Raw genomic sequence first — 26,624 nt, 5'->3', positions numbered from 1 at the left:
GATGGAGTTGCGCCATATCCGCTATTTCCTGGCCGTGGCCGAAGAGGGAAATTTCACTCGCGCCGCGGCGAAGCTCGGCATCGGCCAGCCGCCGCTCAGCCAGCAAATCCGCGATCTCGAAAACGAAGTCGGGGCCGCGCTGTTTCATCGCGTTCCGCATGGCGCGGAGTTGACAGAGGCCGGCAACGCCTTCCTGCCGGAAGGACGCGCTGCCGTCGCGGCTGCCGAGAAGGCGAAGCTCGCCGCCCAGCGCGCGACACGCGGCGAGACCGGCAGGCTGGCGCTCGGCTTCACCGCGTCCTCAGCCTTCAACACAGCAGTCAGCGGCACAATCCGTCGTTTTCGTGGACAATGGCCGGATGTCAGCCTGTCGCTGACCGAGATGAACAGCAATTGGCTCATGGAGAAATTGCTGCGCCAGGAAATCGACGTCGCCTTCATCAGGCCCGGGTTGGAGGATCCGAAAGACGTCACGCTGAAACGGCTGGCCGATGAGCCGATGCTGATCGCCCTGCCGGCGCACCACCCGCTCGCAAAATACGACAAGGTGCCGCTCTCAGCGCTTGCCGGCGAGCCCTTCATCCTGTTCCCGCGCACGGTTGGTCTCAGTCTCTACGATGATATCGTACGCGGGTGCCGCGATGCTGGCTTCGAGCTTGTCGTGACACAGGAGGCGCCCCAGATTCCCTCTGTCGTCAATCTTGTCGCCGCCGATCTTGGCGTGTCGATCGTCCCGGCTTCGATTGCGCATCTGGCACTCGATGGCGTGGCCTACCGGCCGATTGAGGGACCACCTCTGGTCGCGCGTCTCGGCCTCGCCGTGCTGAAGGCACAGCGGTCGCGGGTGGCCGCCAATATGATGAGCCTCATTTGATCAGCCGGCAGTATCCCAATAGGGCGGATCGCCGAAGGTCTTGCGCAAGTGGTCGGCGACGGCGCGCAGCTTAGCGGAGGGATTGCGACCCTCGGGATGGGCCATGTAGATGAACTCGGCTTCCGGTTTGTAGCCGACATCGATCTCCTGCAGCTGGCCTGCGCTGATCGCGCGTCCGGCAATGAATGCGGGAAGAAGCGCGATGCCGAGACCGGCGGCCGCAGCATCGCGGATCATATCGCCGTTGTTCATCCCGAGCGCCTGACTGGCGCGGACGACAATCGCGCCATCTGGCGTCTGGAAGCGCCAGTCCGCAACGCCACGATTGGTGTAGAAAATGCCCTTGTGGCCATTGAGATCGGCTAGGGTTTTCGGCATGCCATGGCGATCCAGATAAGCCGGAGAAGCGACGAGAATCCGGCGGCTGCGGCTGAGCTTCCAAACAACCAGGCGGGAATCGACGATTGGGCCATGGCGGACCACCGCATCATAACCTTCGGACGAGACATCGACGCGCCGGTCGTCGATGTCGAGCACCAGTTGGATTTCCGGATGCTCGGCCAGGAAGGGGTAGAGCGCGGGGCCAAGGTGCATGCGCCCGAAGGTGACGGGGGCGGCTATCCGCAGCGGGCCGGACAGCGTGCCGCGGCGCACCGCCATCTCCGCGGTGGCTTCCTCAATTTCCTGAACGATCCGCGTCGCGCGCTCCAGAAAGGCCGTACCGTCTTCTGTCAGGGTAAGCTTCCGGGTGGTGCGATGCAGGAGCACGCCACCAAGCGACCTTTCGAGTTCCGCGAGCCTTTCGCTGACGACCGATTTTGAAAGTCGCAAGCGCCTAGCGGCCTCGCTGAGCGAGCCGGATTCCACGATCGCAACGAAGGCCGTTATTCCCTCAATCCTGATCATCGTTCGGTAAATCCGAATTCGAGTTCCACCATTTGGAGACTAATCCGAACGAAAAGAAAATGCCATCTTCTGCCCATCGAAAGGGACGGCAATCGCCGTCCCAAAACCCACACTGGAGATGGAACAATGAACCGCTTGAATGGAAAAGTCGCCATCATCACTGGCGCAAGCTCGGGCATCGGCCGTGCAACCGCCAAACTCTTTGCTGCCGAAGGCGCAAAGGTCGTGGTCGGCGCCCGCCGCCGGGCAGAACTCGACAGTCTGGTCGAAGAGATCAAGGCAGCCGGCGGAGAGGCCGTGGCCGTGGCCGGCGACGTTCGCTCGGAAGATTATCACAAGGCGCTGGTCGCCACCGCCGTCGACCGCTACGGCAAGCTCGACGTTGCCTTCAACAACGCCGGCATCCTTGGCGAAGCTGGACCCAGCACCGGCGTTTCGGAAGCCGGTTTCGCCGAGGCTCTGACGATCAACCTGACGGCCTCTTTTCTTGCCGCCAAGCATCAGATCGGACAGATGGAAAAGAACGGTGGCGGCTCGGTGATCTTCACCTCGACCTTCGTCGGCTACAGCTTCGCCTTCCCTGGCGTCGCCGCCTATGCCGCCAGCAAGTCCGGCCTGATTGGTCTGACGCAGGCGCTCGCCGCCGAATTCGGGCAAAAGAAGGTCCGCGTCAACGCCGTCCTGCCGGGTGCGGTCGATACCGATATGTATCGCGAGATGAACGACACGTCGGACAAGCAGAGCTTCATCACCAACCTGCATGCGTTGAAGCGCGTTGCAGCGCCGGATGAGCTTGCGCGCTCGGTTCTCTACCTCGCATCCGACGATTCAAGCTTCGTCACGGGCACGTCCTCACTCGTAGACGGCGGCGCATCGATCACCCGCACCTGAGGCCGCGGATTATCCGCTCTGACTGGAGAGATTTTCCGGGGATGAGCGGTTCGTCGCGACAGGCAATTGCATCGCATCCTCCCAGCATCAACCGGATCATAAGGACCCACGACAATGGCACGCTTACAGAACAAAACGGCCCTCATCACCGGCGGCACCAGCGGCATCGGCCTCGAAACCGCCCGTCAATTCATTGCCGAAGGCGCTCGTGTTGCCATCACCGGCAGCAGCGAGAAGAGCGTCGAGGCAGCCCGCGCCGAGTTCGGCGACAAGGCGTTGGTCATACAGGCGGATGCCGGCAACGCTGCCGGCCAGAAAGTCGTCGCCGGCGCGATCAAGGATGCCTTCGGGGATCTCGACATTCTTTTCGTCAATGCCGGCGTGGCCGAATTCGGCCCGCTCGAACAATGGAGCGAGGAAGCCTTCGACAAGTCGATCGCGATCAACGTCAAGGGCCCATTCTTCCTCATCCAGGCGCTTTTACCGGTCTTTTCGAAGCAGGCTTCGATTGTGCTAAACACCTCGATCAATGCCCATATCGGCATGCCGAATTCGAGCGTTTATGCTCTGACCAAGGGGGCGCTTTTGACGCTCGCCAAGACGCTCTCCGGAGAACTGATCGGTCGCGGCATCCGCGTCAACGCCGTCAGCCCCGGCCCGATCGCAACGCCGCTTTACGGCAAACTTGGCATGTCGGAAGCCGACTCCAAGGCGATGGCGGCACAGATCCAGTCGCAGATCCCAGTTGGCCGTTTCGGCGATGCCGGCGAAGTTGCGAAGACCGTCATCTTTCTTGCCTCCGATGAGGCTGCCTACATCGTTGGCAGCGAGCTCGTCATCGATGGCGGGATGAGCAACCTCTGAGGACCGAGACCCTATCAGAGGCGCATGAATAAGGCCGCGGCTCCTCTCCTCCGCGGCCTTTCTGCCGTTTATCGGCCAGTTTCAACGAGCGTCTCAGGCCGATCGCGGCTTTCTGGCTCTGAGATGGAGCCAGTCCGCCACCAGCATGACGATCAACGACAGGCCGACCAGCGGGAAAACGATCCCACCAACGGCAAGCATCGCAATCAAGCCACGAAACACGCGCTTGTCAGCAGGCATCGGCGGTACGCCAAATGAACCTGCCGGGCGTCGCTTCCACCACATGACGACAGCCGAAACCGCAAGCAGGATGATCGCCAGGCAGGCGGCGAGCAGCACGAGTTGGTTCGCAAGCCCGAATTGTTGGCCGAGATGGGTATTGATGCCCCACTCCAGCGATTTCCCCAGCGGACCGTAGTCGGCATAACTCATATCGATCAGCGACTTCCCCGAGTACTGGTCGAGATGCACGACCCGCTGCTTGGAAAGATCGTCCGGATAGACCGATCCGGAAAACACGCCATCCGCTGTCATTGGTATGTTGACGGCGTAGCCCCGATGCAGGCCAAGACGGTCGAAGGTGGCGACCGCATTATCGAGACCGATCGGCTGTGCATGATGCGCGTGCCCGGCAGACTGCGGCACCTGCGCCTGTTCCAGCGACCAGGAAGTCTTGGCGACGTGATCGAGATGTTCGTCGGACATCGGTACGGCAACCCGCACGCCTGCGGGATAGCCGAAGTTGTTACCGTTTGCCCATTCGTTGACCTTGCCGCCCCAGACCCCAGACCAGGGCATTCCCGTAATGGCCAGGAAGACGATGAAGAAGCCGACGAAGATCCCGGTCACAGCATGCATGTCCCGCCAGAAGACTCGCCGCTTTGGCGTACCGCGAACGGAGACAACACCACCTGTCTGCCGGCGCGGCCACCAGAGATAGATGCCGGTGGCGACGAGGAGGATCGACCAGCCGGCGGCGATCTCGATCAGCATGCGCGCGTAGTTGCCGAAATGCTTGAGGCTGTGAAGGTAGCGGATCGTCCACATGACGGTGCCGCGATCAGGCAGCGCGCCCAGCACCTCGGCGGTGTAGGGATTTACGTAGACTGCAAGTTTGCCTTCCGCCTCGGTGCCGATGGTGATTTCAGCCGACGCATCCGACGCGGCCGGGTCGGTGAACCTGATGGCAATTCCCGGGTGGGCGGTGAGGGCGGCGGTCACCATTGCGGAAGGTGCTACCCGGCTTGCGCCTTGCTGCACTTCAATGCGCTTGAGATCAGAATGGATCACCGCATCGATCTCATCCTTGAAAAGATAGAGGCCGCCAGTAATTGCCAGCGTGATCATGAAAGGCAGGACGAGAAGGCCGGCGTAAAAATGCCAACGCCAGACGGCGCGATAGAGGTCGGAGGCGGAGCGCACCGAAGCGCCGACGCTCTCGCGACCGATGGTAAGGTCGGACATGAATGTCTCCCAACGTAAGAAAATCGGGCCTCTGCCCAATAGGCGCGGAGGCGGAACGATGACGTCAGGCAGTGATGGGGGGCGCACGCGGTTCGGCGATCCGCCCGCGTAAGGCCGGAGAAATGACTGCATCGGTTCGGATCGCGGTGTCGATCGCAGTCTCGACCGCGACATAAAGAGGACCCGTCTGCCCGTCGAGAATTGCCGGCATGGCGGCCGATGCCAGGCGGCAGAGCGTGCCACACGGGCACTCCGGCGCTTTCTTGGCCGGCAAATTACCGTGGCCGGCATCATCGACGGAACCGTGTCCGCTCGAAGAGCAAATGATCGTGAAGGGATCGACGGCGGATGCCGCCACGGCGCCCTGAGCATTGCCGCCCAGCAGCCCTTGGATCAACAGCAGACAGGCGACCAGCAGCGCGACAGCGCTGGCCGATACCCGATCCCGCAAGATGCTGCGCATGGTCCCCATGCTTCGTTCCATGCCACAGCAGCAAGGTGCTGTCACTGCGACCGATCGGCCTTCGCTGCCGATTGCTTATTATTCCCCAAAGGCTTAGGGTTTCACACAATCAGATACTCGATGGACGAACGTCATGGTTCTCAGCGGCAAACGCATCCTCCTCATCATTTCCGGCGGGATCGCGGCCTATAAAAGCCTGGACCTCATCCGACGGCTCAAGGAGCGGGGCGCATCGGTGCGGCCACTGATGACCAAGGGCGCGGAGGAATTCGTGACGCCGCTTGCGGTCGGCGCCCTCGCCGCCGACCATGTGTTCACCGACCTGTTTTCACGGCAGGACGAGCAGGATGTCGGCCATATCCGGCTGGCGCGCGATTGCGACCTCGTCCTGATTGTTCCGGCAACAGCAGACCTGCTTGCCAAGATGGCGAACGGGCTCGCAGACGACCTTGCTTCGACCGTCCTGCTTGCGACCGACCGGCCGGTGCTCGCGGCCCCGGCCATGAACCCGCATATGTGGGCGCATCCGGCGACGAAGCGCAATGTCGAGACTCTGCGCGGCGACCGCATCCGCTTCATCGGGCCTATGTCCGGCGAGATGGCCGAGAGCCGCGAAGCGGGCATCGGGCGCATGGCCGAACCGCTCGAGATCGTCGCCGCGGCGGAAGCCTTGCTCCATGATCGGCCGAAGCCGCTTACCGGCCGCAAGGCGATCATCACCTCCGGCCCAACGCATGAGCCGATTGACCCTGTGCGTTACATCGCCAATCGCTCCTCTGGCCGCCAGGGACATGCAATTGCCGCGGCGCTTGCGGCGCTTGGCGCAGATGTGACCCTCGTTTCCGGACCGGTTTCCATTCCCGATCCTTTTGGCGTCAAGGTCGTCCATGTCGAGCGCGCAGATCAGATGCGGGACGCCGTGCTTGCCGCGCTTCCTGCGGATGTTGCCGTAATGGTTGCGGCGGTCGCCGACTGGCGTGTTGCGTCGGCCACCGACCAGAAGATCAAGAAACATCCGGGCGAATCCATTCCGACGCTCGCGCTGACGGAGAATCCCGATATTTTAAAGACGGTCGGCCATCACACGATGCGGCCGAAGCTGGTGATCGGCTTCGCGGCAGAGACGCAGGATGTGGAAAGCAACGCCAGGGCGAAGCTTGACCGCAAGGGTGCCGATATCATCGTCGCCAACGATGTTTCGCCGGCAACCGGCATCATGGGCGGCGTCCGCAACAGGGTGAAAATCGTCAGCCACAGCGGCATCGAGCAATGGCCGGATCTGGCGAAGGAAGAGGTTGCAACGAGGCTTGCGGCGATGATTGCCGAACGACTCAAGCCGTGATCGCGACCGGGGTGGCTTTTGCAACTGCCTGCACCGGACGAAACGGCGCGATAGCAAGGCCATTTTCGCCGAGCGTGACGGCGCTTCCGTCCGGGATCTCCGCCCAGGCATCGACATCATCGTTCAGCGGCTCGGACACCAAGCAGTAGCCCTTGCCGAGCGGAGAGGCATAGAGCGTCGGCGCTTTGCGGTCGGTCGCATAGCGGATCGCGTAGAGCGCCTTGCCATCCGAGAAGGCAGCCGTGTAGCGCAGCAGCACCGATCCGAGAAGTTTCTCGGCAAGGCTTTCGACGAAGCGGATCATCTCCGCCATCGCAGCTATCGGCGTCTGCTGCAGGCCGAACTGCAGGGCGAGCAAGAACATCAGTTCGGAATCGGTCGTCCCTCCGCGGGCGTTGAAGAGTTCGTCATCAAGCATCGCTTCCATAGGGCGACGCAGCCGTTCGAAACCTGCGATCTGGCCATTGTGCATGAAGGACCAATTGCCGAAGGTGAAGGGGTGACAGTTGTCACGGCGGGTGCCGCCGCCGGTCGCTGCCCGTACGTGCGCCAGGAACAACGGAGAGCGGATTTGCCGCGCCAAACTCTTGAGATTGCAGTCGGACCAAGCCGGCAAGGTATCACGATAGCGGCCAGGTTCCGGACGGTCGCCATACCAGGCGATGCCGAAACCGTCGCCATTGGTGGGGGTCTTGGCGCGTGTCGCGCAATGCGATTGCTCGATCAGCGAGTGCGCGGGCGAGGACACCAGTTCCTCCAGATAGAGGGGGTCTCCGCGATAGGCTGCCCAGCGACACATGCTCTTTCCACTCCGGAGCCCGCGTTGTTGGAGGCGGGAGAAATGCTGAAACGCGACAACGATTGTCGAATCTGATGGTTAATAAGACCTGAACGGCTTCCTGACTTGCAAGCGGAAGATGACAAATTTCTGACGGTCGATGCGATCGAATTGCGCAATGCGACATCTTCTTTTGTGAACAGTGCGTTCCCGCGGCGGCTAATTTCGCAGAGGCTGGCCCGGCGGCTATAGTCCCGGGCAAGTTGAAACCTTCGAGAGGATGCCATGTCGATACGTCCCGTAAAGCATACGAGCACCGCAACGCCAACCATGGAAGGCGCCGGTGTGAAGCTGCACCGCGTCTTCGGCTTCGGGGATCCGTCGATGACAGACCCCTTCCTGATGATGGACGATTTCCGCAATGACAATCCGGCCGAATATATCCGCGGCTTTCCCTGGCATCCGCATCGCGGCATCGAGACGATCACCTACGTGCTTGCAGGCACGGTCGAGCACGGCGACAGCCTCGGCAATCGCGGTCTGCTCGGCGCCGGCGACATCCAGTGGATGACGGCAGGAAGCGGCATCATGCACCAGGAAATGCCGAAGGGCGATTTTGCCGGACGCATGCATGGCTTCCAGCTCTGGGCCAACCTGCCCTCGTCGCTGAAGATGACGGCGCCGCGCTATCAGGACGTCAAATCCGCCGACATTCCCGTCGTTGTCGATGACGACGGTACGGCCGTGCGCGTTATCTGTGGCGACTTCTGGGGCAAAGCGGGGCCAGTTGACGGCGTCGCGGCCGAACCGATCTATCTCGATGTCTCGGTCCCTCCGGGGAAGAAGAAGCGCCTGCCCGTCGACACCTATCGCAACGCATTTGCCTATATCTTCGCAGGCTCCGGCACATTCCGCGACGCCTCCAAGCCGTTCGGCGTCCGTGTCGAGAAGGAGGTCAACGGCGAGGAACTCAACATTCGCGACATGTCCGGCAACCGGACGCTCGTCGTCTTCGACAGCGGTGACGAAGTGACGGTGCAGGCCGGCGACGAAGGCATCCGGTTCCTGCTCGTTTCAGGCAAGCCGATCGAGGAGCCGGTTGCCTGGCATGGGCCGATCGTCATGAACTCGCGAGAGGAGATCATGCAGGCGATGCGAGAGTTACAGAACGGCACCTTCATCAAGGCCGCACACTGAGCCGGCTTAATCCACAGCCCTCTGCCGCAATGTTTGCTCACTACGGCAGCATACAGGACATCATTGTAAACATTGGTGTATTGTCGGCGACCGTAAAGTGAAACACCGCTGCCAGGGAAGCTGCGCAGCACCTGACACCTCGTTTTTTCTTGCATCTCCGGCGAATCATCCTACCTTTTACCCATCTTCAACAGAACGAAAGGAAGGTGATCCAATGTCTAATGAGATTTCGGACCTCGTAAAAGGCATGGAAGTGGTGATGAAAGCGAGGCAGCCCTCGCTCTAAGCCCACCTTCCTAGGATCGCTTTGACGGTCCGGCCATTTACAGGCCAGAACTCATGGAAAGGGTCGCCTCGAGCGGCCCTTTTCATTTTTCAGCACAGGATTGACGAGGGCAACGGCCTCAAGGTATTCATAAAGTCATCTGATGACTTTATGAATACGGGCGATGCAACCAATTGCAAAAACGAAACTTGCGGACACGGCCATTGAGGCGATCCGCACGGAGATACTGGGTAAGCGATGGGCCGTTGGCGAGAAATTGCCCAACGAGGCGACGCTGTCTTCCACGCTCTCCGTCAGCCGCGGCACGATCCGAGAGGCGGTGCGGGTGTTGGTGTCGCAAGGCCTGCTCGAAACCCGGCAGGGCTCGGGAACCTACGTACTCTCGACCACCGACACCCGGCTGCCGCTCACCATGGCGCGTCGCGCCGGTCTGCGCGATCTCTTCGAAGCCCGGTGCGCACTCGATGTCGAGGCCGCACGGCTGGCCGCGATACGACAAACGCCTGAGATCATTGCGGAGTTGCGGGCGCTTCTCGCCAAGCGGGGCAATTTCGAAGGCGGCGACAGAAGCGTCTTCGTCGAACGCGATCTTGCTTTCCACAAGGCGATCATTGCCGCTTCCGCCAACCGCGCGATGATCGAAATCTATCAGTTTTTTTCCGCCTCGATTGCCGAAACGATCGCGGCGACATTGGACGACGAGATTCCCGAGCCTGATATGCGGGCGCATGCCGACATCATCGACGCGCTCGCCACCGGCGATCCGCAACAGGCCGATGCGGCCGTTCGCCGCTTCATGGCCCCCATCATCGGCGCTCTCGACCGGATGCTCCATTCATGACCACACCCCTTCAGGATGCCGCACACGTCTACGACCTGGCGGACGAACAGCTCATCGATGCCGAAGCCGATAGCGTACCGCAGCCGCAGCCCCCCGTTGGCAGCAGCGCAGCGGTGCGCTTTCTCCTTGGCGCCAGCCTCGTCCTGATCGCCTTCAATCTGCGTCCCGTCTTCTCCAGCGCCTCCGCGCTGCTGCCCGAAATCAAGACGGAACTCGGCCTTTCATCCCTCGGTGCCAGCCTGCTGACCACCCTGCCCGTCGTCTGCCTCGGCGCCTTTTCGCCGTTGGCGCCGCGGCTTGCCCAGCGGATCGGATCGGAGCGCACGCTTCTGGCGGTCCTCGTCCTGCTGGCGCTCGGGACGGGTCTGCGTGGCTTATCATCCGTTCCGCTGCTCTTCGTCGGCACTGCGCTTGCCGGCGCCTGCATCGCGGTCGGGAACGTGCTGCTGCCAGGGCTGGTCAAGCGCGACTTTGCCGATCGCGCAGCGCTGATGACCGGCTTTTACACGATGGCGCTATGCGCGGGCGCGGCGAGCGCCGCAGGCTTCACGCTGCCGCTCGAGCGCATCCTCGGCGGCTCGCTCTCCGGAGCGCTGGCCGCCTGGGGTCTGCCTGCATTGGTCGTCGGGATGATCTGGTTGCCGCAGGTGCTGTCCACCAAGAATCAAGTCAAGCGCAGCGGCTTTTCCGTCCAAGGGCTGTGGCGGGATCGCCTGGCCTGGCAGGTCACTCTCTTCATGGGCCTGCAGTCGGCTCTGGCTTATTGCGTGTTTGGTTGGCTCGTCCCGATCCTGCGCGAGCGCGGTCTTGACGGCGTCACCGCTGGAGCGATCGTTTCGGTATCGGTGATGGTTCAGGCTGCGGCATGCCTGGTTGCCCCGCAGATCGCCGTCAGGGGCAAGGATCAGCGCGTGATCAATGCGTCGCTCTGCGTCGTTGCCGTCGTCGCATTGTTCGGCCTGCTGTTTGCGCCGCTCTTCACCATCTGGGTCTGGGCGGTGCTGCAGGGCATTGGCCAGGGCGGCCTGATCGCTGTCGCGATGACGACGATCGTGTTGCGGTCGCGCGATCCGCATGTCGCGGCCCATCTTTCGGGCATGGCCCAATGCGTGGGCTACCTTCTTGCCGCGATCGGCCCGCTCTTGGTCGGGCTCATCCGCGGCTGGACCGGCAGCTTCGCATGGTCGGCAGTGCTTTTCGTGGTGCTTGGTGCCGGCGCCGCTATCAACGGCTGGAACGCCGGTCGCGCGCAGTATGTGAATGCGCAGACGATCGAGAAGGCGGACTGACGTCGGCCTCACCATCTGTTGATTTCTCCCCCAACGGGGCGATGCTACGCTGACGCCTCCCATGCCGCTTCCGTCGGAGGAGAAGTCTTGCGTTTCCTATCCGCCATTCTGCTTGCAACCGCCTTGCTTGCTCCGCTGCCCCCCGCCTTATCGCAGGAGGGTCGAGGCGAGGCTGCCGCACAGGGTTCATCGAGCGAGGGCGTGTTGAAGCTGCTGCCGAGCGACTCGGTCACCCAGCACACAATGACGATCGGCGGCCGGACCCTCGACTTCGTGGCGACGGCCGGCACGTTGGATCTCTTTGCGCAAGACGGCTCCAAGGCCGGCGCCGTATTCTATACGGCCTATGTCGCCAAGAACGGGAGGTCCGACCGGCCCCTGACCTTTGCCTTCAACGGCGGCCCCGGCGCCGCATCGGCGTTCCTGCATCTCGGCCTCGTAGGGCCGCGCATCCTGGATTTCGGCCCGGATGGGGCCGATGGGGCCGATGCAAAATTGACCGACAATCCGCAGAGCTGGCTCGACTTTACCGACATTGTCCTCATCGATCCGATCGGAACCGGATGGAGCCGAACCGCCAAGGCCGACGACGCCTCCAATTACTACAACGTCAATTCCGACGCGCAGAGCGTTGCGAAGGCGATCGCTCTCTATGTCGCCCACAACAACCGGTCCGGTTCGCCCAAATATCTTCTCGGAGAGAGCTATGGCGGCTTCCGCGCCGCCAAGGTGGTCGGCGCGCTGAAGGATAGCCAAGGCATCATCGTCTCGGGCGCGATCATGCTTTCGCCATTGCTCGAAGGGCAACTGATGTTCAATGCCGATCAGTTTGCACTGGGCGCGGCACTCGAGTTTCCGTCGCTTGCGGCAGCGAACATGGACAGACGCAATGCCTTCGATGAAGCGCAGCAGCGCGATGCGGAGAAATTTGCGCTTGGCGACTATCTGACGACACTCGCTGGCCCGCTGCCGACTGGCCAGGCGGCCAAAGCCTTCTACGGGAAGGTTGCCGGCATGACCGGCATTCCCGAAGATATCGTGGCAAAGAACCGCGGCTTCCTCGGAAACGCCTATGCGAAGCAATCAAGCGGGCAGGATGGTCGAATTGTCAGCCCTTACGACGCGGCGTTCTCGACGCCCGATCCTTATCCGGAGTCGGACTCTGACCGTGGCGACGATGCCATCCTCGACGGCTTCACCCGCGCCTATGGCGGGGCCTTCGCCGACTATGCGCGCAATGAACTCGGCTTCAAGACCGAGATGACCTATTCGCTGCTGGACGGCGACATCAGCCGCAGATGGGAGTGGGGCGGACGCGGCGGTGGTTCTAGGCTGCAGGCGAGCGTCACCGACGATATTCGCCAGTTCCTCGCCTCCAATCCGAAATTCCGCCTGTTGATCGCCCACGGCTACAGCGATCTCGTCACTCCTTATGGCGTGAGCCGTTATGTTGTTGACCACTTGCCGCCTTCGCTTGCCGGCGAGCGGGTGGCGCTGAAGGTCTATCGCGGCGGTCACATGTTTTACACGCGGAGCGTTCAGCGCGCCGCCTTTACCGCCGATGCCAAGGCCTTCTTCACCGAGCATTCCGGCACAATGCCGGCTGAATGAACAATTGATCAGCGCACGGATACCACGGCAAAATCTGAGATTTCCTCGCATTATTGAGCCAAAACGGGTTGCCTTCGGCAGATGCCGACATAGGTAAGTCACCATGTCATACCCCAGTGAGCCATTTCCTGCCATGATGCCGCAACCGGCCTCAGGGCAGACGGAATTGCTGAGCGCCGTTTTATCCTCCCCTCAAGACTGCGCTCTTTTTCTCGATATCGATGGCACATTGCTTGACCTGGCCGCGGTGCCGGATGCGATCGTCATGCCACCGTCGCTGCCGGCAGCGCTTTATGCCGCGTCGCGAAGGCTCGGTGGCGCGCTAGCCTTGGTCACAGGACGGGCACTCGCTTATGCCGACGAGCTGTTCGCACCATTCCGATTTCCGATCGCCGGCTTGCACGGCGCCGAATTGCGTTGGCCGGACGGCAGCATCATGAAAGCCGAGACCACTGCCGCATTCGAGGCATTGAAGGCGGAGCTCCGCGCCGCAACCGAAAATCTGCAAGGCGTACTCGTGGAAGACAAGGGAGCTGCGGTCGCCGCTCACTATCGCCTCGCGCCGCAAAGGCAGGCGGATGTGGAGCTGATCATGGAGAGGCTGCAGTCCAAGGTCGGGCCGAACTGGACCTTGCAGCGCGGCAAGATGGTTCTCGAAATCCGACCCGCGAGCGCCGACAAAGGTCACGCTGTGGAGACGTTTCTGTCGATGCCGCCCTTTGCCGGCAGGCGTCCGATTGCCATCGGTGACGACGTTACGGACGAGGCGATGTTCCGTGTCGCCAATCGCTTTGGCGGCCATTCCGTTCGTGTCGGGCCGTCTTCGGACACTGCCGCCACTCTGGCGCTGCCTTCCTCATCGGCGGTGCGGGAACTGATTGAGCAGCTCGCCGTTTGATCCATGCACGATGTGCCGCCCTCCCGATGAAAGGAACCTCCGTGACCCGTCTTGTCATCGTCTCCAATCGCGTGCCAGCTCCCGTGAAGGAGGGCGCGGCCTCCGCCGGCGGACTGGCGGTGGCGCTCAAAGCGGCACTCGAAGAACGGGGCGGCATCTGGATGGGCTGGTCCGGCAAATCGAGCGAAAACGACGAGCCCGGCCCGCTCTCGCTGACGGAAGAGGGCAAGATCACCTATGCACTGACGGATCTCACCGGCAAGGATGTCGAGGAATACTATCACGGCTTCGCCAATCGCGTGCTCTGGCCGATTTGTCACTACCGCCTGGACCTCGCGGAGTATGGCCGCAAGGAAATGGCGGGGTATTTCCGCGTCAATCGTTTCTTCGCGCATCGGCTTGCGCCGCTGCTGCGGCCGGACGACATCATCTGGGTCCATGACTACCATTTGATCCCGCTCGCCGCGGAACTGCGGCAAATGGGCTTCAAGAACCGCATCGGCTTTTTCCTGCACATTCCCTGGCCGCCGGCCGATGTGCTCTACACCATGCCGGTTCACGAGGAAATCATGCACGGTCTTGCCGCCTACGATCTCGTCGGCTTTCAGACGGACCACGATCTCGAAAACTTTGCCGGCTGCCTTCGCCGCGAGGATATGGGCGACGCCATCGGCGACGGCCGCTTCACAGCGAATGACAAGGTTTTCAAGGGCGGAGCCTACGGCATCAGCATCGAGACCGCCGCCTTCGCCGAATTCGCCAAGAAGGCCGGCAGCCACCATCTGGTGCAAAGAGCGCGGCAGAGCATCAAGGACCGCGACCTTATCATCGGCGTCGACAGGCTGGATTACTCCAAGGGCATCACCCAGCGGCTGGACGCTTTCGAGCGCTTCGTCGTCAACAATCCAGCCCACCAGCGGAAGGTCACCTATCTGCAGATCACACCGAAATCACGCTCGGAAGTCCCGGAATACGAACAAATGCAGCGCACCGTCGCGGAACAGGCAGGCCGAGTTAACGGCGCACTGGGGACGGTGGACTGGGTGCCGATCCGCTATATCAACCGCTCCGTCAGTCGTCCGATCCTCGCGGGTCTTTATCGACTGGCCAAGGTTGGCTTGGTCACGCCGCTTCGCGACGGCATGAACCTCGTGGCAAAGGAATATGTCGCCGCACAGGATCCCGAAGATCCTGGTGTGCTCGTACTATCCCGCTTCGCCGGCGCAGCGCGCGAATTGAGGAGGGGGGCGTTGCTGGTCAATCCCTATGACATCGAAGGAACCGCCAACGCGCTGGCGCGTGCCTTGAATATGCCCCTGGAAGAACGCCGCGAGCGTTGGCAGCGGATGATGGACTATCTGCTGGAGTACGATGTGTCGCGTTGGTGCGACGATTTTCTCAAGGATCTAGTCGACTGACGATACCGGCTTCCACCGTGAGCCATGCCGCAAGCAGATCGCTTTGGGCATCACGCGTGCGTGGTGGCAATAGCCAGTAACCACGTTCCGGCGCTTCCAGCGCCGGACCTGCGGTTTTCAGCATCCCCGAGGCGAGCAGCGAGTCGACGAGGCCCATCCATCCGATGGCAACCCCCTGTTCGCCGATCGCGGCCTGCACGACCAGCGAGTATGTATTGAAGCTCACATCGCCCTGCCCCGCGTGAGTATCGCGGCTGACACCGAATTCCGCGAGATAATGCCGCCAGTCGAACCAGGGCGAAGGTTCCGCGGCATCGAGATGGATCAGGCGCGCTCGGGCAAGGTCCGTCGGCGTGGAGATGGCACCGTAGCGATCGAGGAAGCCTTGGGTGCAGACGGGTGCGACCCTCTCCGGCAAAAGCAGAACGGCGTGGCGCTCGAACTCCGACCGCCTGCCAAAGACAACAGCAACATCGCCGTCGTCCGACCGGTCGCGTTGTGTTCGCTGCGTCGCGACAATCTGAATATCAACATTCGGGTACAGCGTGCGGAAGGCATGCATGCGCGGGATTAGCCATAGGGCGGAAAACGCATAATCCGTGCGCAGCCTTATGATTGGCCGATCAGATTCATTGCGGAAGCGCCGCGCCAGCTGGTCGATCTCGTTGACACTCTTTGCGACGATGTCGAAAAGACGCTGGCCTTCGGGCGTCAACTCCACGCCCCGATGCTGGCGTTTCAAGAGGCTGACGCCAACCTGCTCCTCCAGCCGGCGGATCTGATAGCTGACGGCAGGTTGCGTCAGGCCAAGAACGCCTGCAGCCGCCGACAGACTTCCCGCCTTGCCGATCTCAGCGAATATGCGCATCCATCCAAGTTCGACACGGCGGCTTTCCATAAAAAATCCTTAGATAGGATATCAAAAAATGCCTGCTTCACAGGTCATCCGATATGGATAATCAATAAAGCAATCAAATGGCATAAGCGAGATGAGGCCGAGATTCCTGGCGCGATTTCCAGTCAACGCAGACTGGAATAGCTTCGCGGACGCGGCTAAGTTCCCGCTCCCGAAAGCCGAAGGACACCATACGCATGGCGCGCCCGAATATTCTCATTCTGATGGTCGATCAGTTCAATGGCACGCTGTTTCCCGACGGACCGGCCGATTTCCTTCACGCACCGCATCTGAAAGCGTTGGCGCAACGCTCCGTCCGATTTGCCAATAGTTACACGGCAAGTCCGCTTTGCGCGCCGGCACGCGCATCCTTCATGTCCGGCCAACTGCCGAGCCGGACCCGCGTTTATGACAATGCCGCCGAGTTCGCATCTGATATCCCGACATTCGCGCACCATCTGCGTGCGGCCGGCTACCATACTGCCCTCTCCGGAAAGATGCATTTCGTCGGTCCCGACCAATTGCATGGCTTCGAGGAACGTCTGACGACTGACATCTATCCCGCCGATTTCGGCTGGACGCCTGACTACACCAAGCCCGGCGAGCGCATCGACTGGTGGTACCACAATCTCGGCTCGGTGACCGGCGCAGGCGTTGCCGAGATCACAAACCAGATGGAGTACGACGATGAGGTCGCCTACAACGCGACCCGCAAGCTCTACGACCTGTCGCGCCGTCACGACGACCGTCCCTGGTGCTTGACGGTGAGCTTCACCCATCCGCACGATCCCTATGTCGCACGCCGCAAATATTGGGACCTCTACGAGAACTCCCCGGCGCTCGATCCTGATGTCGATGCGATTCCGTTCGACCAGCAGGATCCGCACTCGCAGCGCCTTTTGAAGGCCTGCGACTATGATGCGTTCGAAATCACGCCGGAGCAGATCCGGCGCGCACGCCAAGGCTACTTCGCCAACATCTCGTACGTCGACGACAAGATCGGCGAGATCCTTGACGTCCTCGAGCGCGCGCGGATGGCCGACAACACGATCGTGCTGTTCGTTTCCGACCATGGCGATATGCTCGGCGACCGTGGCCTCTGGTTCAAGATGTGCTTCTTCGACGGCTCCTCACGAGTGCCCTTGACGATCGCGGCTCCGGGCTGGAATGCCGCCTGCATCCAGCAACCGGTCTCGACGCTCGACGTGACGCCGACGCTGGCCGCACTGGCGGGCATCGACATGACCAAGCTCGCACCATGGACGGATGGCGAAGACCTTGCGCCACTCGCGACCGGGACCGGCGGGCGTGGCCCAGTGCCGATGGAGTACGCCGCCGAAGGTTCCGAAGCCCCTCTCGTTTGCCTGCGCGACGGTCGCTTCAAACTCACCCTTTGCGACAAGGACCCGCCGCTGCTGTTCGATCTCGACGCGGATCCCAAGGAACTGAACAACCTTGCCGGCGATGCAGGACATGTCGAAATCCTGGAGAACCTCAAGTCCCTGGCCGAGAAGCGCTGGAACCTGCAGGGCTTCGATGCCGCCGTGCGCGAAAGCCAGGCGCGCCGGTGGGTCGTCTACGAGGCACTGCGGAACGGCGCATACTATCCCTGGGACTATCAACCACTGCAAAAGGCTTCCGAACGCTACATGCGCAACCACATGGATTTGAATGTGTTGGAAGAAAGCCAACGCTATCCGCGCGGCGAGTAAGATTGCGACACCGGGGCCGAGCCGATACAGTCTGCCATCCCGAGCCAGGAGACATCTCATGAAGATCAGCGCACGGAATCGACTGAAGGGAAAGATCGTCGAGGTGAAGAAAGGTGCGACCACGGCGCATGTCCGAATCGATATCGGCGGCGGGTCGATCGTCACGGCCTCCATCACCAACGAAGCCGTCGATGAACTGGGGCTCGCCTTCGGCGGCGACGCCTATGCGGTCGTCAAAGCCTCGGACGTCATGATCGCCGTCGACTGATCGTCAGGCCCTCTTGCAAGAATGCGCCACGTCGTCGCCGGCCTGGAAATCTCCAGTCTGCGGCAGCGCTATCGGCTTGAACAATGTGCGATCGGGCTTCAGATCGAGAAGCGGCGTACCGTCAAGACAATCCATCCCCCGAACCAGCAGGACGCCACCTTCTATTCCCTCCAGCTTGACGATGGAGGTTCCGATCGGGTTCGGGCGCACCGGCGAGCGAAGAGAAAACGTGCCATGCACCTTTCCGCTGCTGGCCGGGCTTTGCAGAACGAGGTCGCGCCGCGACCGATCCAGCCAATAGAGCACCTCCAGCCGCTCGAAGGCTTCCACACCCTGGAGAGCCTGTCTCCACGGCTCGAATATTTCGATTTTGCAGAGCGGACCGTCATGCCGCCCCTGGCGGGGCGTCTCCTTGCGAGAGGTCCAGGGCGTCAGTATGCGCCCGATGAACACCAGGCCGGCGTCGGTCGCCGGCGGTAGTTCGACGGCGACTTCGTTTTCTCTGATTTCATTCTCGCAAACCATGAAACGCTCCTTTTCTTAAGGCATCATGGCAGATCGTTATATCCGATCCAATATCACGCTGCCTTGACGGCGTGATATTCCTTGAGGGCAGCCATCTTGATCGCCGGATAGCGCTCCGCTTCGTAGCGGAGCGAGAAGCTGTCCTGCGCCAGGAACACGGGATCGTGGTCTAAGTCCCGCGCGATATCGCCGCGGCGAGCGGTGACGAATTTCTCGAGCTCGGCGGGCTGATCGGCGGAGATCCAGCGACAGACGGAGAAGCGCGACATTTCGAAGGAGACGGGCAGGCCATATTCGGCCATCAAACGCTCCTTGAGAACATCGAGCTGCAGCGCACCGACAACGCCAACGATAGCCGGCGAACCATCCTCCGGCTGGAACAGCTGGACGACGCCTTCTTCAGCCATCTGCTGCAGCGCTTCCTTCAATTTCTTCGCCTTCATCGCGTCTTCCAGGCGCACGCGGCGCAGGATTTCCGGCGAAAAGTTCGGCACGCCCTGGAACACCAGCGCTTCGCCCTCCGTCAGCGTATCGCCGATGCGCAGCGTGCCGTGATTGGGAATGCCGACGACGTCGCCGGCATAAGCAGTATCGGCAAGCTGCCGCTGCGAGGCGAAGAAGAACTGCGGCGCGGTAAGGCCGAGCTGCTTGCCAGTGCGCGACAGCCGCGCCTTCATGCCGCGCTCGAGCTTGCCGGAGCAGATGCGGGCAAAGGCGATGCGGTCGCGATGGTTCGGGTCCATGTTCGCCTGGATCTTGAAGACGAACGCCGTCATCCTGTTGTCGGTCGCATGCACGGTACGGATATCGGCGACCTGATCGCGCGGCGGCGGCGCAAACTCGCCGAGCGCATCGATGAGATCGCGCACCCCGAAATTGCGCAGCGCCGAGCCGAAGAAAACCGGCGTCAGATGCCCCTCCAGGAAGGCCTTCTTGTCAAACGGCTTGCACGCCTCGATCGCCAGCGTCGTCTCCTCGACAAACGCGTCCCTCTCGTTTTCAGGCAGGCGGTGGGACACCATCTCGGGATCGGTGACCTTGGTCATGATCTCCTGCGTGTCGGAGGCGCGCACTTCATTGTTGGCTAGGTGGTAGGTGCCGCAGAAAGTCTTCGAGCGGCCGATCGGCCACGTCACCGGCGCGCAATCAAGCGCCAGCTTCTCCTCGACTTCATCCAGGATCTCGAAGGGATCGCGGCTTTCGCGGTCCATCTTGTTGATGAAGGTGATGATCGGAATGTCGCGCATGCGGCAGACTTCGAACAGCTTCAGCGTCCGTGGTTCGATACCCTTGGCGGCGTCGATCACCATGACCGCGGCATCGACGGCGGTCAGCGTGCGATAGGTGTCATCGGCGAAGTCTTCGTGGCCGGGCGTATCGAGGATGTTGAAGACGTTGTCTTTATATTCAAACGTCATCACCGACGTAACGACGGAGATGCCACGCTCGCGCTCGATCTTCATCCAGTCGGAGCGCGTCTGCATGCGGTCCTTCTTTGCCTTGACTTCGCCGGCAAGCTGGATGGCGCCGCCGAACAACAGCAGTTTTTCGGTGAGCGTGGTCTTACCAGCGTCCGGGTGCGCGATAATAGCGAATGTGCGGCGGCGGGAGACCGCCTCGGCGAGACTTTCGGCCATAGTGTGAATCCTGTGGAATTGCGGCGTATCTAGCGATTAAAGCCCGGCATTGCAATTGACCTTGGCGCATCGGGCGCAAACTAATGCCCCATGACAATCCACACCGATACCCGCCCGACGCTTGATATCATCCGCCTCGCCAACGGCCAGGATCTCGATCTGCCCTCCTACGAAAGCAAGGGGGCGGCAGGAATGGACCTACGCGCCGCCGTCGATGGCGCCATGCCGATGACCCTCGAGCCCGGAAAGCGCGCGCTGGTGCCGACGGGCTTCATCTTCGAAATTCCTGAAGGTTTCGAAGGTCAGGTGCGCCCGCGTTCCGGCCTCGCCTTCAAGCACGGCATCACCTGCCTGAACACGCCCGGCACCATCGACAGCGACTATCGCGGCGAGGTCAAGGTGCTGCTGATCAATCTCGGCGATGAGCCGTTCGCGATCACCAGAGGCATGCGCATCGCGCAGATGGTGATCGCTCCGGCGATCCAGGCACATATCTCAGAGATTTCCGAGGCGAGCGTAACGACGCGTGGCGCCGGCGGTTTCGGATCGACCGGAGTATGACCTCCAAGAGCATCGATCATTCCGGCCTGACCTTCCGCCGAGACTATTTCGGCGACCTCACGGCCTGGCAGGCGCTGGTCGATCTCTTGAAGGACACATTCGATATCGACATCGGCCCATTGCAGCAAATGGGCGGACCCGACCCGAGCAGCATGCCCTTCGGCTGGTTCGCCGCTGATGGCCAGCTTGCCGCCAATCTTTCGGCCTTCGCAATGCCGCTTATGGTCAACGGGCGCACCGTGAATGCCGCCGCATTTCAATCGGGTGCCGTTCGTCCCGCATGGCGCGGACGTGGCCTCTATCGCGACCTCACGCAAAAGGCACTCGCCTGGTGCGAGGAAAAGGGCTTCGAAGCCATCGTCCTTTACACGGACAAGCCGGCGCTCTACGAACCCTACGGCTTTCACGCGCTGCCGATGCACGCCTATTCCGGCCCGGCGCCGGCGCCTGCCGCTTCGGGTCGCCCTGCCCGCACGCTCGATCCCTCGCGGCCAGCCGACCTCTCCGTGTTGCAGGCGGCCTTGAAGCGCCGCATGCCGGTGTCGGAGACGCTGGCCGTCGTGGAAAGCACGGCGATGTTCCTCATCAACACCCGGCTCGATCCGAGCGTGCGGCTGAGCTTTATCGAGGACAGGCAGACGGTCATCGCCTGGAAGGCGGATGGCGATCGTTTCATGCTGCTCGATGTCGTGGCACAGCAAATCGCCGCCCTTGCCGAAATCATCGGCAGCCTCGGTCTGCGACCGGCCATGGCCGAAGTGCTCTTCTGCCCTGACAGGCTTGGCTGGGAAGGCGAAACGCGGGCACCCGGAGGCGGCACGTGCTTTATGTTTCGCGCCAGCGACGAAATCGCGCTTGAAGCGCCCGCCATGCTTTCGCCGATGGCCGATTTCTGACACCCGCGCGTTGGCCAGCCGAGACTTATGCAGATCGAAGGAGGGCTGAAATGGCGGAGGCCGCATTCATTTACCCGGATTCGGAATGGCGGCAGCGTACCGAGGGCGGCTGGGATGCCGCGGTGCTGGAAAACCTCGTCCGCGAGCTGGAGCGCAGCGGATCAACCGCGATGATGATTATCGACGGCGGACGTCTCGCTTTTTCCTGGGGCGACACGGCCTACAAGTCGAGCATCGCTTCAGTGCGCAAGAGCCTGATCAGCATGCTCTTCGGCATCCATGCCGAGGCCGGCCGGATCGACCTTTCCGCCACGCTCGCCGATCTCGGTATCATCGACGTCGCGCCGCTGACGGCAGAGGAACGGACGGCCACGGTTCGCAACCTTCTCGCCGCGCGATCCGGCGTCTATCTCCCTTCGGTCTATGACACGAAGCGGGGACGACCGGAGCGCGGCAACCACCCGCCGGGTTCTTTCTGGTTTTACAACAATTGGGATTTCAACGTCCTCGGCACGATTCTCGAAGCCCAGACCGGCGAGAACCTGTTCGAAAGCTTTGCCGCCCGTATCGCCGCGCCCCTCGGCATGCAGGACTTTTCGCCGGACGACTGCCGCTATCAGCATGGACCCGAATCGCTGCATCCCGTTTACAAGATGGCAATGAGTGCTCGCGACTTCGCAAGGGTCGGACTGCTTTATCTGCGAGGCGGCCGCTGGAACGGCGTACAGGTTGTGCCCGAGGACTGGGTTCGCCTGTCAACGCAACCGCATTCTGATCTCGGGGGCGGCAGGGGCTATGGCTATCTCTGGCTGACGGCGGAGGCGAATGCGCCGAAGGATCCGCTCTCCATCCAAACGCCGCTGTTTTATGCCAGCGGCTTTGGCGGGCAATACATCATCGTCGTTCCGGCACTCGATCTCGTCGTTGTGCACCGCGCCGCGCGGGTCGATTACGGCATCAGCCATATCCGTATGGGAGAGCTGATGCGGCTTGCCATTTCGGCGCGCTCGAACCGATAGCACTTACCTTTCAGGGCTTTGCTGCGAGCGGCGGCAGCCGACGCTTGACGGGCGATGCCTTGACCATCGAGGTGCTCGTTTCGGCCTTCTCCGCCACCTTGTCGAGGATCGTGTCGAGCTCCGCCATCGAGCGGACGACAAGCCGGGCAATGAAGCAGTCGTCTCCCGTCACCTTGTCGCATTCCACGAACTGCGGCGTGTCCTGGATGATCCGCTGAACGACATGCAGCTGTCCCGGCAGCGGACGGACGCGTACGATCGCCTGCAGCGGGTATCCGAGTGCTGCAGCGTCGATATCAATGGTGAAACCCGCGATGATCCCGCGCTCTTCCAGGCGACGGAGGCGTTCGGCGGCACTCGGTGAAGAAAGCCCGGCAGCCTGTGCCAGCTCCTTCAACGAGATGCGAGCGTTTTCCGCCAGCGCCTCCAATATTCTCTGATCGACATCATCGATCGCATTATCATTAGGCGAAACCGACATTATTCCTCACAATGACAGGAGAGCGGCACAATCAACCTAATGCAAACTATATAAACCGGGACAGGACCGCAATAATCTTCATCTATCGAGATGGAGAAACGTGATGCATAGCGAAATCCGCACCGGCACCGCCCAAATGACCGCAGCAATGCTGATATCGGGAACAATCGGCTGGTTCGTGGTCATGTCAGGCCAGCCGGTGAGCGGCGTGGTGTTCTGGCGCTGCCTTTTCGGCGCGATCAGCCTGCTTGCGGTCTGCGCTGCCATGGGGCTGCTTCGACCTGGTATCATCAGCTTGAAATCGGTCGGTATCGCGATCTTCGGCGGCGTGGCCATCGTTTTCAACTGGCTGCTGCTCTTTGCATCATACGCCCATGCATCGATTTCGATCGCTACGACTGTCTACAACACGCAACCCTTCATGCTGCTTGCGCTGGGCGCCTTGTTTCTCGGCGAGAAGATCACCGCCGCAAAGCTGTTCTGGCTGACGCTGGCCTTTGCCGGCATGGCGGCGATCGTCGAGGCGAAGCCTGCCACCACTGGTGGGCACGAGGGCTACGGCCTCGGCATCTTGCTGGCGCTTGGTGCCGCATTCTTCTACGCTCTCGCGGCGCTGGCGGCAAAGTGGCTGAAGGGTACGCCGCCGCACCTTATCGCGCTGATCCAGGTTGCCACCGGCGTACTCATGCTGCTGCCGACCATGAACTTCTCGGACCTGCCCGCGGACGGCTCCTCATGGTCGATCCTGATCACCATGGGTATCGTGCACACCGGCCTGATGTATGTGCTGCTCTACGGTGCGATCCAGAAGCTGCCGATCCATCTGACCGGCGCGCTGTCATTCATCTACCCGATCGCGGCGATCCTTGTGGATCGACTGGCCTTCGGACATGCATTGCAGCCGATGCAGCTGCTTGGCGCAGCCGTCATCCTTGTCGCCGCCGCAGGCATGAATCTTGGCTGGACGCCCGCGCAGTTTTTGCGCGCGCGGGCGAGCTGATAATCCGAGAAGCGAACGAGGCTACTTCTGCTGCCGCGTCGTTTCGAACAGGAACCAGGTGCGGCGCTCGGCCTCATCGATCCACACTTCCAGCAGGCTCGTCGTGGCGACGTCATTGTGCTCGGAGCAGACATCATGGGTCTCGCGCAACAGCGAGACCAGCTGCCTGTTGTCGTCGCGCAGTTCCGCCAGCATGTCTTCCGGCGTGACATACTCGGCATCATTGTCGTTGATGCGCTGCAGGCGGCCGATATGGCCGATGGAGCGCAGTGTGGTGCCGCCGATCTTGCGGGCGCGCTCGGCAATCGCATCGGTCGTGGCGAAGATCTGCTCGGCCTGCTCGTCGAGCATCAGGTGATAGTCGCGGAAATGCGGTCCCGACATATGCCAATGGAAATTCTTAGTCTTAATGTAGAGCGCAAAAACATCCGCCAGCAACGCAGCCAGAACGGCTGAGATATCCTGAATGGCATTGCTCTTCAGGTCCGTGGGGGTAGCGAGCGGGGCGAGTTTGCGCTTTTCGGCTGACGTAGGGCTCATCGGGTGTCTCCTTTGGCGAGCGGCGGGCAATTGGTTATTGGGGCGGTTGACAAGGTGTCGGCTTTCACCAGCCATCGATCACCGCCGTGGAACTAGAACCGCGACAGCCAGCGTCAATAGCGGCAAGCTACCGCAGGATGATGACAAGAGCTCCGATCCTTGAAAGTACCAGGCCGCAGGCGTAGAAGGCGGTTGAAGCAGGAGCTACCGTCATGTCGTTCACCGCCCTTTTCGCTTATGCAGCAGCACTTTTCATCGCGGCGGCGATTCCGGGACCGGGCATCACGGCGATTGTTGCCCGCGCGCTAGGCTCGAATTTCCGCGAGACGTTTTTCATGGGCCTCGGTCTCGTCCTTGGCGACATGACCTATCTGACGGCAGTTATCCTCGGTCTTGCCTTCGTGGCACAAACCTTCACGGAAGTTTTCATTGTCATCAAGATCGCCGGTGCGCTCTATCTCGGCTACATCGCCTACAAGCTCTGGACGGCCGGACTGCTGCCACTGGACGTCGCAGCAAAGAAGGCAAGCAACATCGGCATGAGCTTCCTGTCCGGCCTGCTGGTAACGCTTGGCAACCCCAAAACCATGCTTTTCTACGTCGCGCTGGTGCCAACGCTGATCGACCTCAACAGCATCGGGCTTCGCGAATACGGCATCCTGCTCGCTACCACCTTCGTGGTCCTGCTGGTTGTTCTGGTGCCCTATATGCTGCTTGCCGCACGTGCGCGAATGATGCTGAAGCAACCGCGTGCGCTGCAGGCACTGAACAAGATGGCGGCTGGCATTCTGGTCGGCACGGCAGCCTTCATCGCCACCCGCGCAGCCTGAAAAAGTTCGTTCGGCAAAGGTCGGTTTTCAAAGGATTTTTTCTCCGAAGGCGCCTTCGCGCGAGTGATGCCACACTGGTCTCCGGCCGCCTTTGACCCTATTCTCTCCGCACATTTCATCAAGGGAGAGCCGAATGTCGAAGAAACCGGGCCGTGGCCGTATCTATTCCTCGATCACCGAAACCATCGGCGACACGCCGATCGTGCGGCTCGACAAGCTCGCCAAGGCGAAGGGCGTAAAGGCAAACCTGCTCGCCAAGCTGGAATTCTTCAATCCGATTGCTTCCGTCAAGGACCGTATCGGCGTTGCCATGATCGAGTCGCTGGAGTCCCAGGGCAAGATTTCGCCTGGCAAAACAACCCTGATCGAGCCGACATCCGGCAATACCGGAATTGCGCTCGCCTTTGCTGCGGCCGCCAAGGGATACAAGTTGATCCTGACGATGCCGGAAACGATGTCCGTCGAGCGCCGCAAGATGCTGGCGCTGCTCGGCGCCGAGCTCGTTCTGACCGAGGGCCCGAAGGGCATGAAGGGCGCGATCGCGAAGGCCGAGGAACTGGCTGCGACGCTCCCGGATGCCATCATCCCGCAACAGTTCGAGAACCCGGCCAACCCAGAAATCCATCGCCGCACGACAGCCGAAGAGATCTGGAACGATACCGAGGGTGCGGTCGACATCCTGGTTGCCGGCATCGGCACCGGCGGCACCATCACCGGGGCGGGACAGGTGCTGAAGTCGAAGAAGCCCGGCATCAAGGTGGTCGCTGTCGAGCCGGCGGAATCGCCGGTTCTTTCCGGCGGCCAGCCGGGACCTCACAAGATTCAGGGCATTGGCGCCGGCTTTGCGCCGGCAATCCTCGATACGCACATCTACGACGAGATCATCACTGTGAGCAGTCTCGAGGCGCTGGAACTTGCCCGCGAGGTTGCCAAGCTCGAAGGCGTGCCCGTTGGCATTTCCTCCGGCGCAGCACTGGCCGCGGCCATCGCGGTCGGCAGCCGCGAGGAGAATGCGGGAAAGAATCTCGTCGTCATCATTCCGTCTTTTGCCGAACGCTATCTCTCGACCGCACTGTTCGACGGCCTCGGCAACTGAACGCCCTCATCCTGAATGAACCTGGGGCGCCTCGGCGCCCCT

Annotated in this window: 27 protein-coding genes; 18 read left to right on the top strand and 9 right to left on the bottom strand. The window is 61.5% G+C overall.

Annotated features, from left to right (window positions below):
- The first annotated feature begins 1 nt into the window (after position 1).
- A complete protein-coding gene (locus PMI09_RS21925; protein WP_007799588.1) occupies positions 2–874 on the top strand; it encodes a LysR family transcriptional regulator in 873 nt (290 codons plus the stop codon).
- Here PMI09_RS21925 and PMI09_RS21920 read toward each other — a convergent pair whose 3' ends face one another.
- Entirely contained in the window at positions 875–1,780 is a 906-nt protein-coding gene (locus PMI09_RS21920) for a LysR family transcriptional regulator (protein ID WP_007799587.1), read from the bottom strand.
- A gap of 126 nt (positions 1,781–1,906) precedes the next feature.
- Between PMI09_RS21920 and PMI09_RS21915 the strand changes: the two genes are divergently transcribed.
- Together PMI09_RS21915 and PMI09_RS21910 are read left to right on the top strand one after the other, a co-directional pair.
- On the top strand, positions 1,907–2,671 hold the full coding sequence (locus tag PMI09_RS21915; RefSeq protein ID WP_007799585.1) for an SDR family oxidoreductase: 765 nt from the start codon (positions 1,907–1,909) through the stop codon (positions 2,669–2,671).
- Positions 2,672–2,785: 114 nt separating this feature from the next.
- On the top strand, positions 2,786–3,535 hold the full coding sequence (locus PMI09_RS21910) for an SDR family oxidoreductase (RefSeq protein ID WP_007799583.1): 750 nt from the start codon (positions 2,786–2,788) through the stop codon (positions 3,533–3,535).
- A gap of 93 nt (positions 3,536–3,628) precedes the next feature.
- Here the strand turns inward: PMI09_RS21910 and PMI09_RS21905 are convergent, their stop codons facing one another.
- Both PMI09_RS21905 and PMI09_RS21900 read right to left on the bottom strand, forming a co-directional pair.
- Complete coding sequence (locus tag PMI09_RS21905) at positions 3,629–4,999, bottom strand: PepSY-associated TM helix domain-containing protein (RefSeq protein ID WP_007799581.1); 1,371 nt, start codon at positions 4,997–4,999, stop codon at positions 3,629–3,631.
- A gap of 64 nt (positions 5,000–5,063) precedes the next feature.
- Complete coding sequence (locus PMI09_RS21900; RefSeq protein ID WP_244423801.1) at positions 5,064–5,462, bottom strand: hypothetical protein; 399 nt, start codon at positions 5,460–5,462, stop codon at positions 5,064–5,066.
- A 133-nt stretch (positions 5,463–5,595) separates the two neighbouring features.
- On the opposite strand from PMI09_RS21900, the gene coaBC reads away from it, so the two are divergent.
- Positions 5,596–6,804: a bifunctional phosphopantothenoylcysteine decarboxylase/phosphopantothenate--cysteine ligase CoaBC gene (coaBC, locus tag PMI09_RS21895; RefSeq protein ID WP_007799577.1), complete on the top strand. Its 1,209-nt coding sequence runs from the start codon at positions 5,596–5,598 to the stop codon at positions 6,802–6,804.
- On the opposite strand, the gene PMI09_RS21890 is transcribed toward coaBC, so the two are convergent.
- Entirely contained in the window at positions 6,794–7,603 is an 810-nt protein-coding gene (locus PMI09_RS21890) for a class II glutamine amidotransferase (RefSeq protein WP_007799575.1), read from the bottom strand. The two genes, coaBC and PMI09_RS21890, sit on opposite strands and share 11 nt — an antisense overlap.
- A 264-nt stretch (positions 7,604–7,867) precedes the next feature.
- On the opposite strand from PMI09_RS21890, the gene PMI09_RS21885 reads away from it, so the two are divergent.
- The 6 genes from PMI09_RS21885 to otsA all read left to right on the top strand — a co-directional run bounded on the left by PMI09_RS21885 (position 7,868) and on the right by otsA (position 15,122).
- Entirely contained in the window at positions 7,868–8,779 is a 912-nt protein-coding gene (locus tag PMI09_RS21885) for a pirin family protein (protein ID WP_007799573.1), read from the top strand.
- A gap of 449 nt (positions 8,780–9,228) precedes the next feature.
- Positions 9,229–9,906, top strand: a complete 678-nt coding sequence (locus PMI09_RS21880) for a FadR/GntR family transcriptional regulator (protein ID WP_007799571.1) — start codon at positions 9,229–9,231, stop codon at positions 9,904–9,906.
- Positions 9,903–11,195: a CynX/NimT family MFS transporter gene (locus tag PMI09_RS21875; protein WP_007799569.1), complete on the top strand. Its 1,293-nt coding sequence runs from the start codon at positions 9,903–9,905 to the stop codon at positions 11,193–11,195. Before PMI09_RS21880 ends, PMI09_RS21875 begins: the two co-directional genes overlap by 4 nt.
- An 87-nt stretch (positions 11,196–11,282) precedes the next feature.
- Positions 11,283–12,806 (top strand): S10 family peptidase, encoded by a 1,524-nt coding sequence (locus PMI09_RS21870; protein WP_007799567.1) that lies wholly within the window; start codon positions 11,283–11,285, stop codon positions 12,804–12,806.
- A 103-nt stretch (positions 12,807–12,909) separates the two neighbouring features.
- A complete protein-coding gene (otsB, locus tag PMI09_RS21865; protein ID WP_007799566.1) occupies positions 12,910–13,704 on the top strand; it encodes a trehalose-phosphatase in 795 nt (264 codons plus the stop codon).
- A 41-nt stretch (positions 13,705–13,745) separates the two neighbouring features.
- On the top strand, positions 13,746–15,122 hold the full coding sequence (gene otsA / locus PMI09_RS21860) for an alpha,alpha-trehalose-phosphate synthase (UDP-forming) (RefSeq protein ID WP_007799563.1): 1,377 nt from the start codon (positions 13,746–13,748) through the stop codon (positions 15,120–15,122).
- Here the strand turns inward: otsA and PMI09_RS21855 are convergent.
- Positions 15,103–16,020, bottom strand: coding sequence for a choline sulfate utilization transcriptional regulator (locus PMI09_RS21855; protein WP_007799561.1), 918 nt, complete (start codon positions 16,018–16,020; stop codon positions 15,103–15,105). The two genes, otsA and PMI09_RS21855, sit on opposite strands and share 20 nt — an antisense overlap.
- A 194-nt stretch (positions 16,021–16,214) precedes the next feature.
- On the opposite strand from PMI09_RS21855, the gene betC reads away from it, so the two are divergent.
- Together betC and PMI09_RS21845 are read left to right on the top strand one after the other, a co-directional pair.
- On the top strand, positions 16,215–17,729 hold the full coding sequence (gene betC / locus PMI09_RS21850) for a choline-sulfatase (RefSeq protein ID WP_007799558.1): 1,515 nt from the start codon (positions 16,215–16,217) through the stop codon (positions 17,727–17,729).
- 58 nt (positions 17,730–17,787) lie between these two features.
- Complete coding sequence (locus tag PMI09_RS21845) at positions 17,788–17,997, top strand: TOBE domain-containing protein (RefSeq protein ID WP_007799554.1); 210 nt, start codon at positions 17,788–17,790, stop codon at positions 17,995–17,997.
- Positions 17,998–18,000: 3 nt separating this feature from the next.
- Here PMI09_RS21845 and tsaA read toward each other — a convergent pair whose 3' ends face one another.
- Both tsaA and PMI09_RS21835 read right to left on the bottom strand, forming a co-directional pair.
- On the bottom strand, positions 18,001–18,522 hold the full coding sequence (tsaA, locus tag PMI09_RS21840) for a tRNA (N6-threonylcarbamoyladenosine(37)-N6)-methyltransferase TrmO (RefSeq protein WP_007799552.1): 522 nt from the start codon (positions 18,520–18,522) through the stop codon (positions 18,001–18,003).
- 53 nt (positions 18,523–18,575) lie between these two features.
- On the bottom strand, positions 18,576–20,159 hold the full coding sequence (locus PMI09_RS21835; protein WP_007799551.1) for a peptide chain release factor 3: 1,584 nt from the start codon (positions 20,157–20,159) through the stop codon (positions 18,576–18,578).
- A gap of 90 nt (positions 20,160–20,249) precedes the next feature.
- Between PMI09_RS21835 and dut the strand changes: the two genes are divergently transcribed.
- From dut to PMI09_RS21820, 3 genes are read left to right on the top strand one after another with little or no spacing between them, the layout of a single operon-like run.
- A complete protein-coding gene (gene dut / locus PMI09_RS21830; RefSeq protein ID WP_007799549.1) occupies positions 20,250–20,720 on the top strand; it encodes a dUTP diphosphatase in 471 nt (156 codons plus the stop codon).
- Positions 20,717–21,616: a GNAT family N-acetyltransferase gene (locus PMI09_RS21825; RefSeq protein WP_007799547.1), complete on the top strand. Its 900-nt coding sequence runs from the start codon at positions 20,717–20,719 to the stop codon at positions 21,614–21,616. Before dut ends, PMI09_RS21825 begins: the two co-directional genes overlap by 4 nt.
- A gap of 50 nt (positions 21,617–21,666) precedes the next feature.
- Complete coding sequence (locus PMI09_RS21820; RefSeq protein WP_007799545.1) at positions 21,667–22,635, top strand: serine hydrolase domain-containing protein; 969 nt, start codon at positions 21,667–21,669, stop codon at positions 22,633–22,635.
- Positions 22,636–22,645: 10 nt separating this feature from the next.
- On the opposite strand, the gene PMI09_RS21815 is transcribed toward PMI09_RS21820, so the two are convergent.
- The gene (locus PMI09_RS21815; protein ID WP_007799543.1) at positions 22,646–23,116 is read right to left on the bottom strand and encodes an Lrp/AsnC family transcriptional regulator; all 471 of its coding nucleotides are present in this window, start codon (positions 23,114–23,116) and stop codon (positions 22,646–22,648) included.
- Positions 23,117–23,219: 103 nt separating this feature from the next.
- Here PMI09_RS21815 and PMI09_RS21810 point away from each other — a divergent pair, with 103 nt between their 5' ends.
- Complete coding sequence (locus tag PMI09_RS21810; RefSeq protein ID WP_007799541.1) at positions 23,220–24,116, top strand: DMT family transporter; 897 nt, start codon at positions 23,220–23,222, stop codon at positions 24,114–24,116.
- Between the two features lie 21 nt (positions 24,117–24,137).
- On the opposite strand, the gene PMI09_RS21805 is transcribed toward PMI09_RS21810, so the two are convergent.
- Complete coding sequence (locus PMI09_RS21805; protein ID WP_007799538.1) at positions 24,138–24,656, bottom strand: Dps family protein; 519 nt, start codon at positions 24,654–24,656, stop codon at positions 24,138–24,140.
- A gap of 212 nt (positions 24,657–24,868) precedes the next feature.
- Here PMI09_RS21805 and PMI09_RS21800 point away from each other — a divergent pair, with 212 nt between their 5' ends.
- Entirely contained in the window at positions 24,869–25,486 is a 618-nt protein-coding gene (locus PMI09_RS21800; RefSeq protein WP_007799536.1) for a LysE family translocator, read from the top strand.
- A gap of 133 nt (positions 25,487–25,619) precedes the next feature.
- The gene (gene cysK / locus PMI09_RS21795; protein ID WP_007799535.1) at positions 25,620–26,582 is read left to right on the top strand and encodes a cysteine synthase A; all 963 of its coding nucleotides are present in this window, start codon (positions 25,620–25,622) and stop codon (positions 26,580–26,582) included.
- Positions 26,583–26,624: the final 42 nt, after the last annotated feature.

This window comes from Rhizobium sp. CF122, from assembly GCF_000282035.1.
Taxonomy (GTDB): Bacteria; Pseudomonadota; Alphaproteobacteria; order Rhizobiales; family Rhizobiaceae; genus Rhizobium.
This window is presented reverse-complemented; position numbering and strand designations above follow the sequence as displayed.

Excerpts from the sequence above, each read along its gene's own strand:
- PMI09_RS21855 (WP_007799561.1), bottom strand. The coding sequence starts at position 16,020 with ATGGAAAGCCGCCGTGTCGAACTTGGATGGATGCGCATATTCGCTGAG.
- PMI09_RS21905 (WP_007799581.1), bottom strand. The coding sequence starts at position 4,999 with ATGTCCGACCTTACCATCGGTCGCGAGAGCGTCGGCGCTTCGGTGCGC.
- PMI09_RS21900 (WP_244423801.1), bottom strand. The coding sequence starts at position 5,462 with ATGCGCAGCATCTTGCGGGATCGGGTATCGGCCAGCGCTGTCGCGCTG.
- PMI09_RS21805 (WP_007799538.1), bottom strand. The coding sequence starts at position 24,656 with ATGAGCCCTACGTCAGCCGAAAAGCGCAAACTCGCCCCGCTCGCTACC.
- PMI09_RS21885 (WP_007799573.1), top strand. The coding sequence starts at position 7,868 with ATGTCGATACGTCCCGTAAAGCATACGAGCACCGCAACGCCAACCATG.
- PMI09_RS21820 (WP_007799545.1), top strand. The coding sequence starts at position 21,667 with ATGGCGGAGGCCGCATTCATTTACCCGGATTCGGAATGGCGGCAGCGT.
- PMI09_RS21890 (WP_007799575.1), bottom strand. The coding sequence starts at position 7,603 with ATGTGTCGCTGGGCAGCCTATCGCGGAGACCCCCTCTATCTGGAGGAA.
- betC (WP_007799558.1), top strand. The coding sequence starts at position 16,215 with ATGGCGCGCCCGAATATTCTCATTCTGATGGTCGATCAGTTCAATGGC.
- otsB (WP_007799566.1), top strand. The coding sequence starts at position 12,910 with ATGTCATACCCCAGTGAGCCATTTCCTGCCATGATGCCGCAACCGGCC.
- PMI09_RS21915 (WP_007799585.1), top strand. The coding sequence starts at position 1,907 with ATGAACCGCTTGAATGGAAAAGTCGCCATCATCACTGGCGCAAGCTCG.
- PMI09_RS21800 (WP_007799536.1), top strand. The coding sequence starts at position 24,869 with ATGTCGTTCACCGCCCTTTTCGCTTATGCAGCAGCACTTTTCATCGCG.
- PMI09_RS21875 (WP_007799569.1), top strand. The coding sequence starts at position 9,903 with ATGACCACACCCCTTCAGGATGCCGCACACGTCTACGACCTGGCGGAC.
- cysK (WP_007799535.1), top strand. The coding sequence starts at position 25,620 with ATGTCGAAGAAACCGGGCCGTGGCCGTATCTATTCCTCGATCACCGAA.
- PMI09_RS21815 (WP_007799543.1), bottom strand. The coding sequence starts at position 23,116 with ATGTCGGTTTCGCCTAATGATAATGCGATCGATGATGTCGATCAGAGA.
- PMI09_RS21880 (WP_007799571.1), top strand. The coding sequence starts at position 9,229 with ATGCAACCAATTGCAAAAACGAAACTTGCGGACACGGCCATTGAGGCG.
- coaBC (WP_007799577.1), top strand. The coding sequence starts at position 5,596 with ATGGTTCTCAGCGGCAAACGCATCCTCCTCATCATTTCCGGCGGGATC.
- dut (WP_007799549.1), top strand. The coding sequence starts at position 20,250 with ATGACAATCCACACCGATACCCGCCCGACGCTTGATATCATCCGCCTC.
- PMI09_RS21910 (WP_007799583.1), top strand. The coding sequence starts at position 2,786 with ATGGCACGCTTACAGAACAAAACGGCCCTCATCACCGGCGGCACCAGC.
- PMI09_RS21825 (WP_007799547.1), top strand. The coding sequence starts at position 20,717 with ATGACCTCCAAGAGCATCGATCATTCCGGCCTGACCTTCCGCCGAGAC.
- PMI09_RS21810 (WP_007799541.1), top strand. The coding sequence starts at position 23,220 with ATGCATAGCGAAATCCGCACCGGCACCGCCCAAATGACCGCAGCAATG.
- PMI09_RS21845 (WP_007799554.1), top strand. The coding sequence starts at position 17,788 with ATGAAGATCAGCGCACGGAATCGACTGAAGGGAAAGATCGTCGAGGTG.
- PMI09_RS21925 (WP_007799588.1), top strand. The coding sequence starts at position 2 with ATGGAGTTGCGCCATATCCGCTATTTCCTGGCCGTGGCCGAAGAGGGA.
- PMI09_RS21835 (WP_007799551.1), bottom strand. The coding sequence starts at position 20,159 with ATGGCCGAAAGTCTCGCCGAGGCGGTCTCCCGCCGCCGCACATTCGCT.
- tsaA (WP_007799552.1), bottom strand. The coding sequence starts at position 18,522 with ATGGTTTGCGAGAATGAAATCAGAGAAAACGAAGTCGCCGTCGAACTA.
- PMI09_RS21920 (WP_007799587.1), bottom strand. The coding sequence starts at position 1,780 with ATGATCAGGATTGAGGGAATAACGGCCTTCGTTGCGATCGTGGAATCC.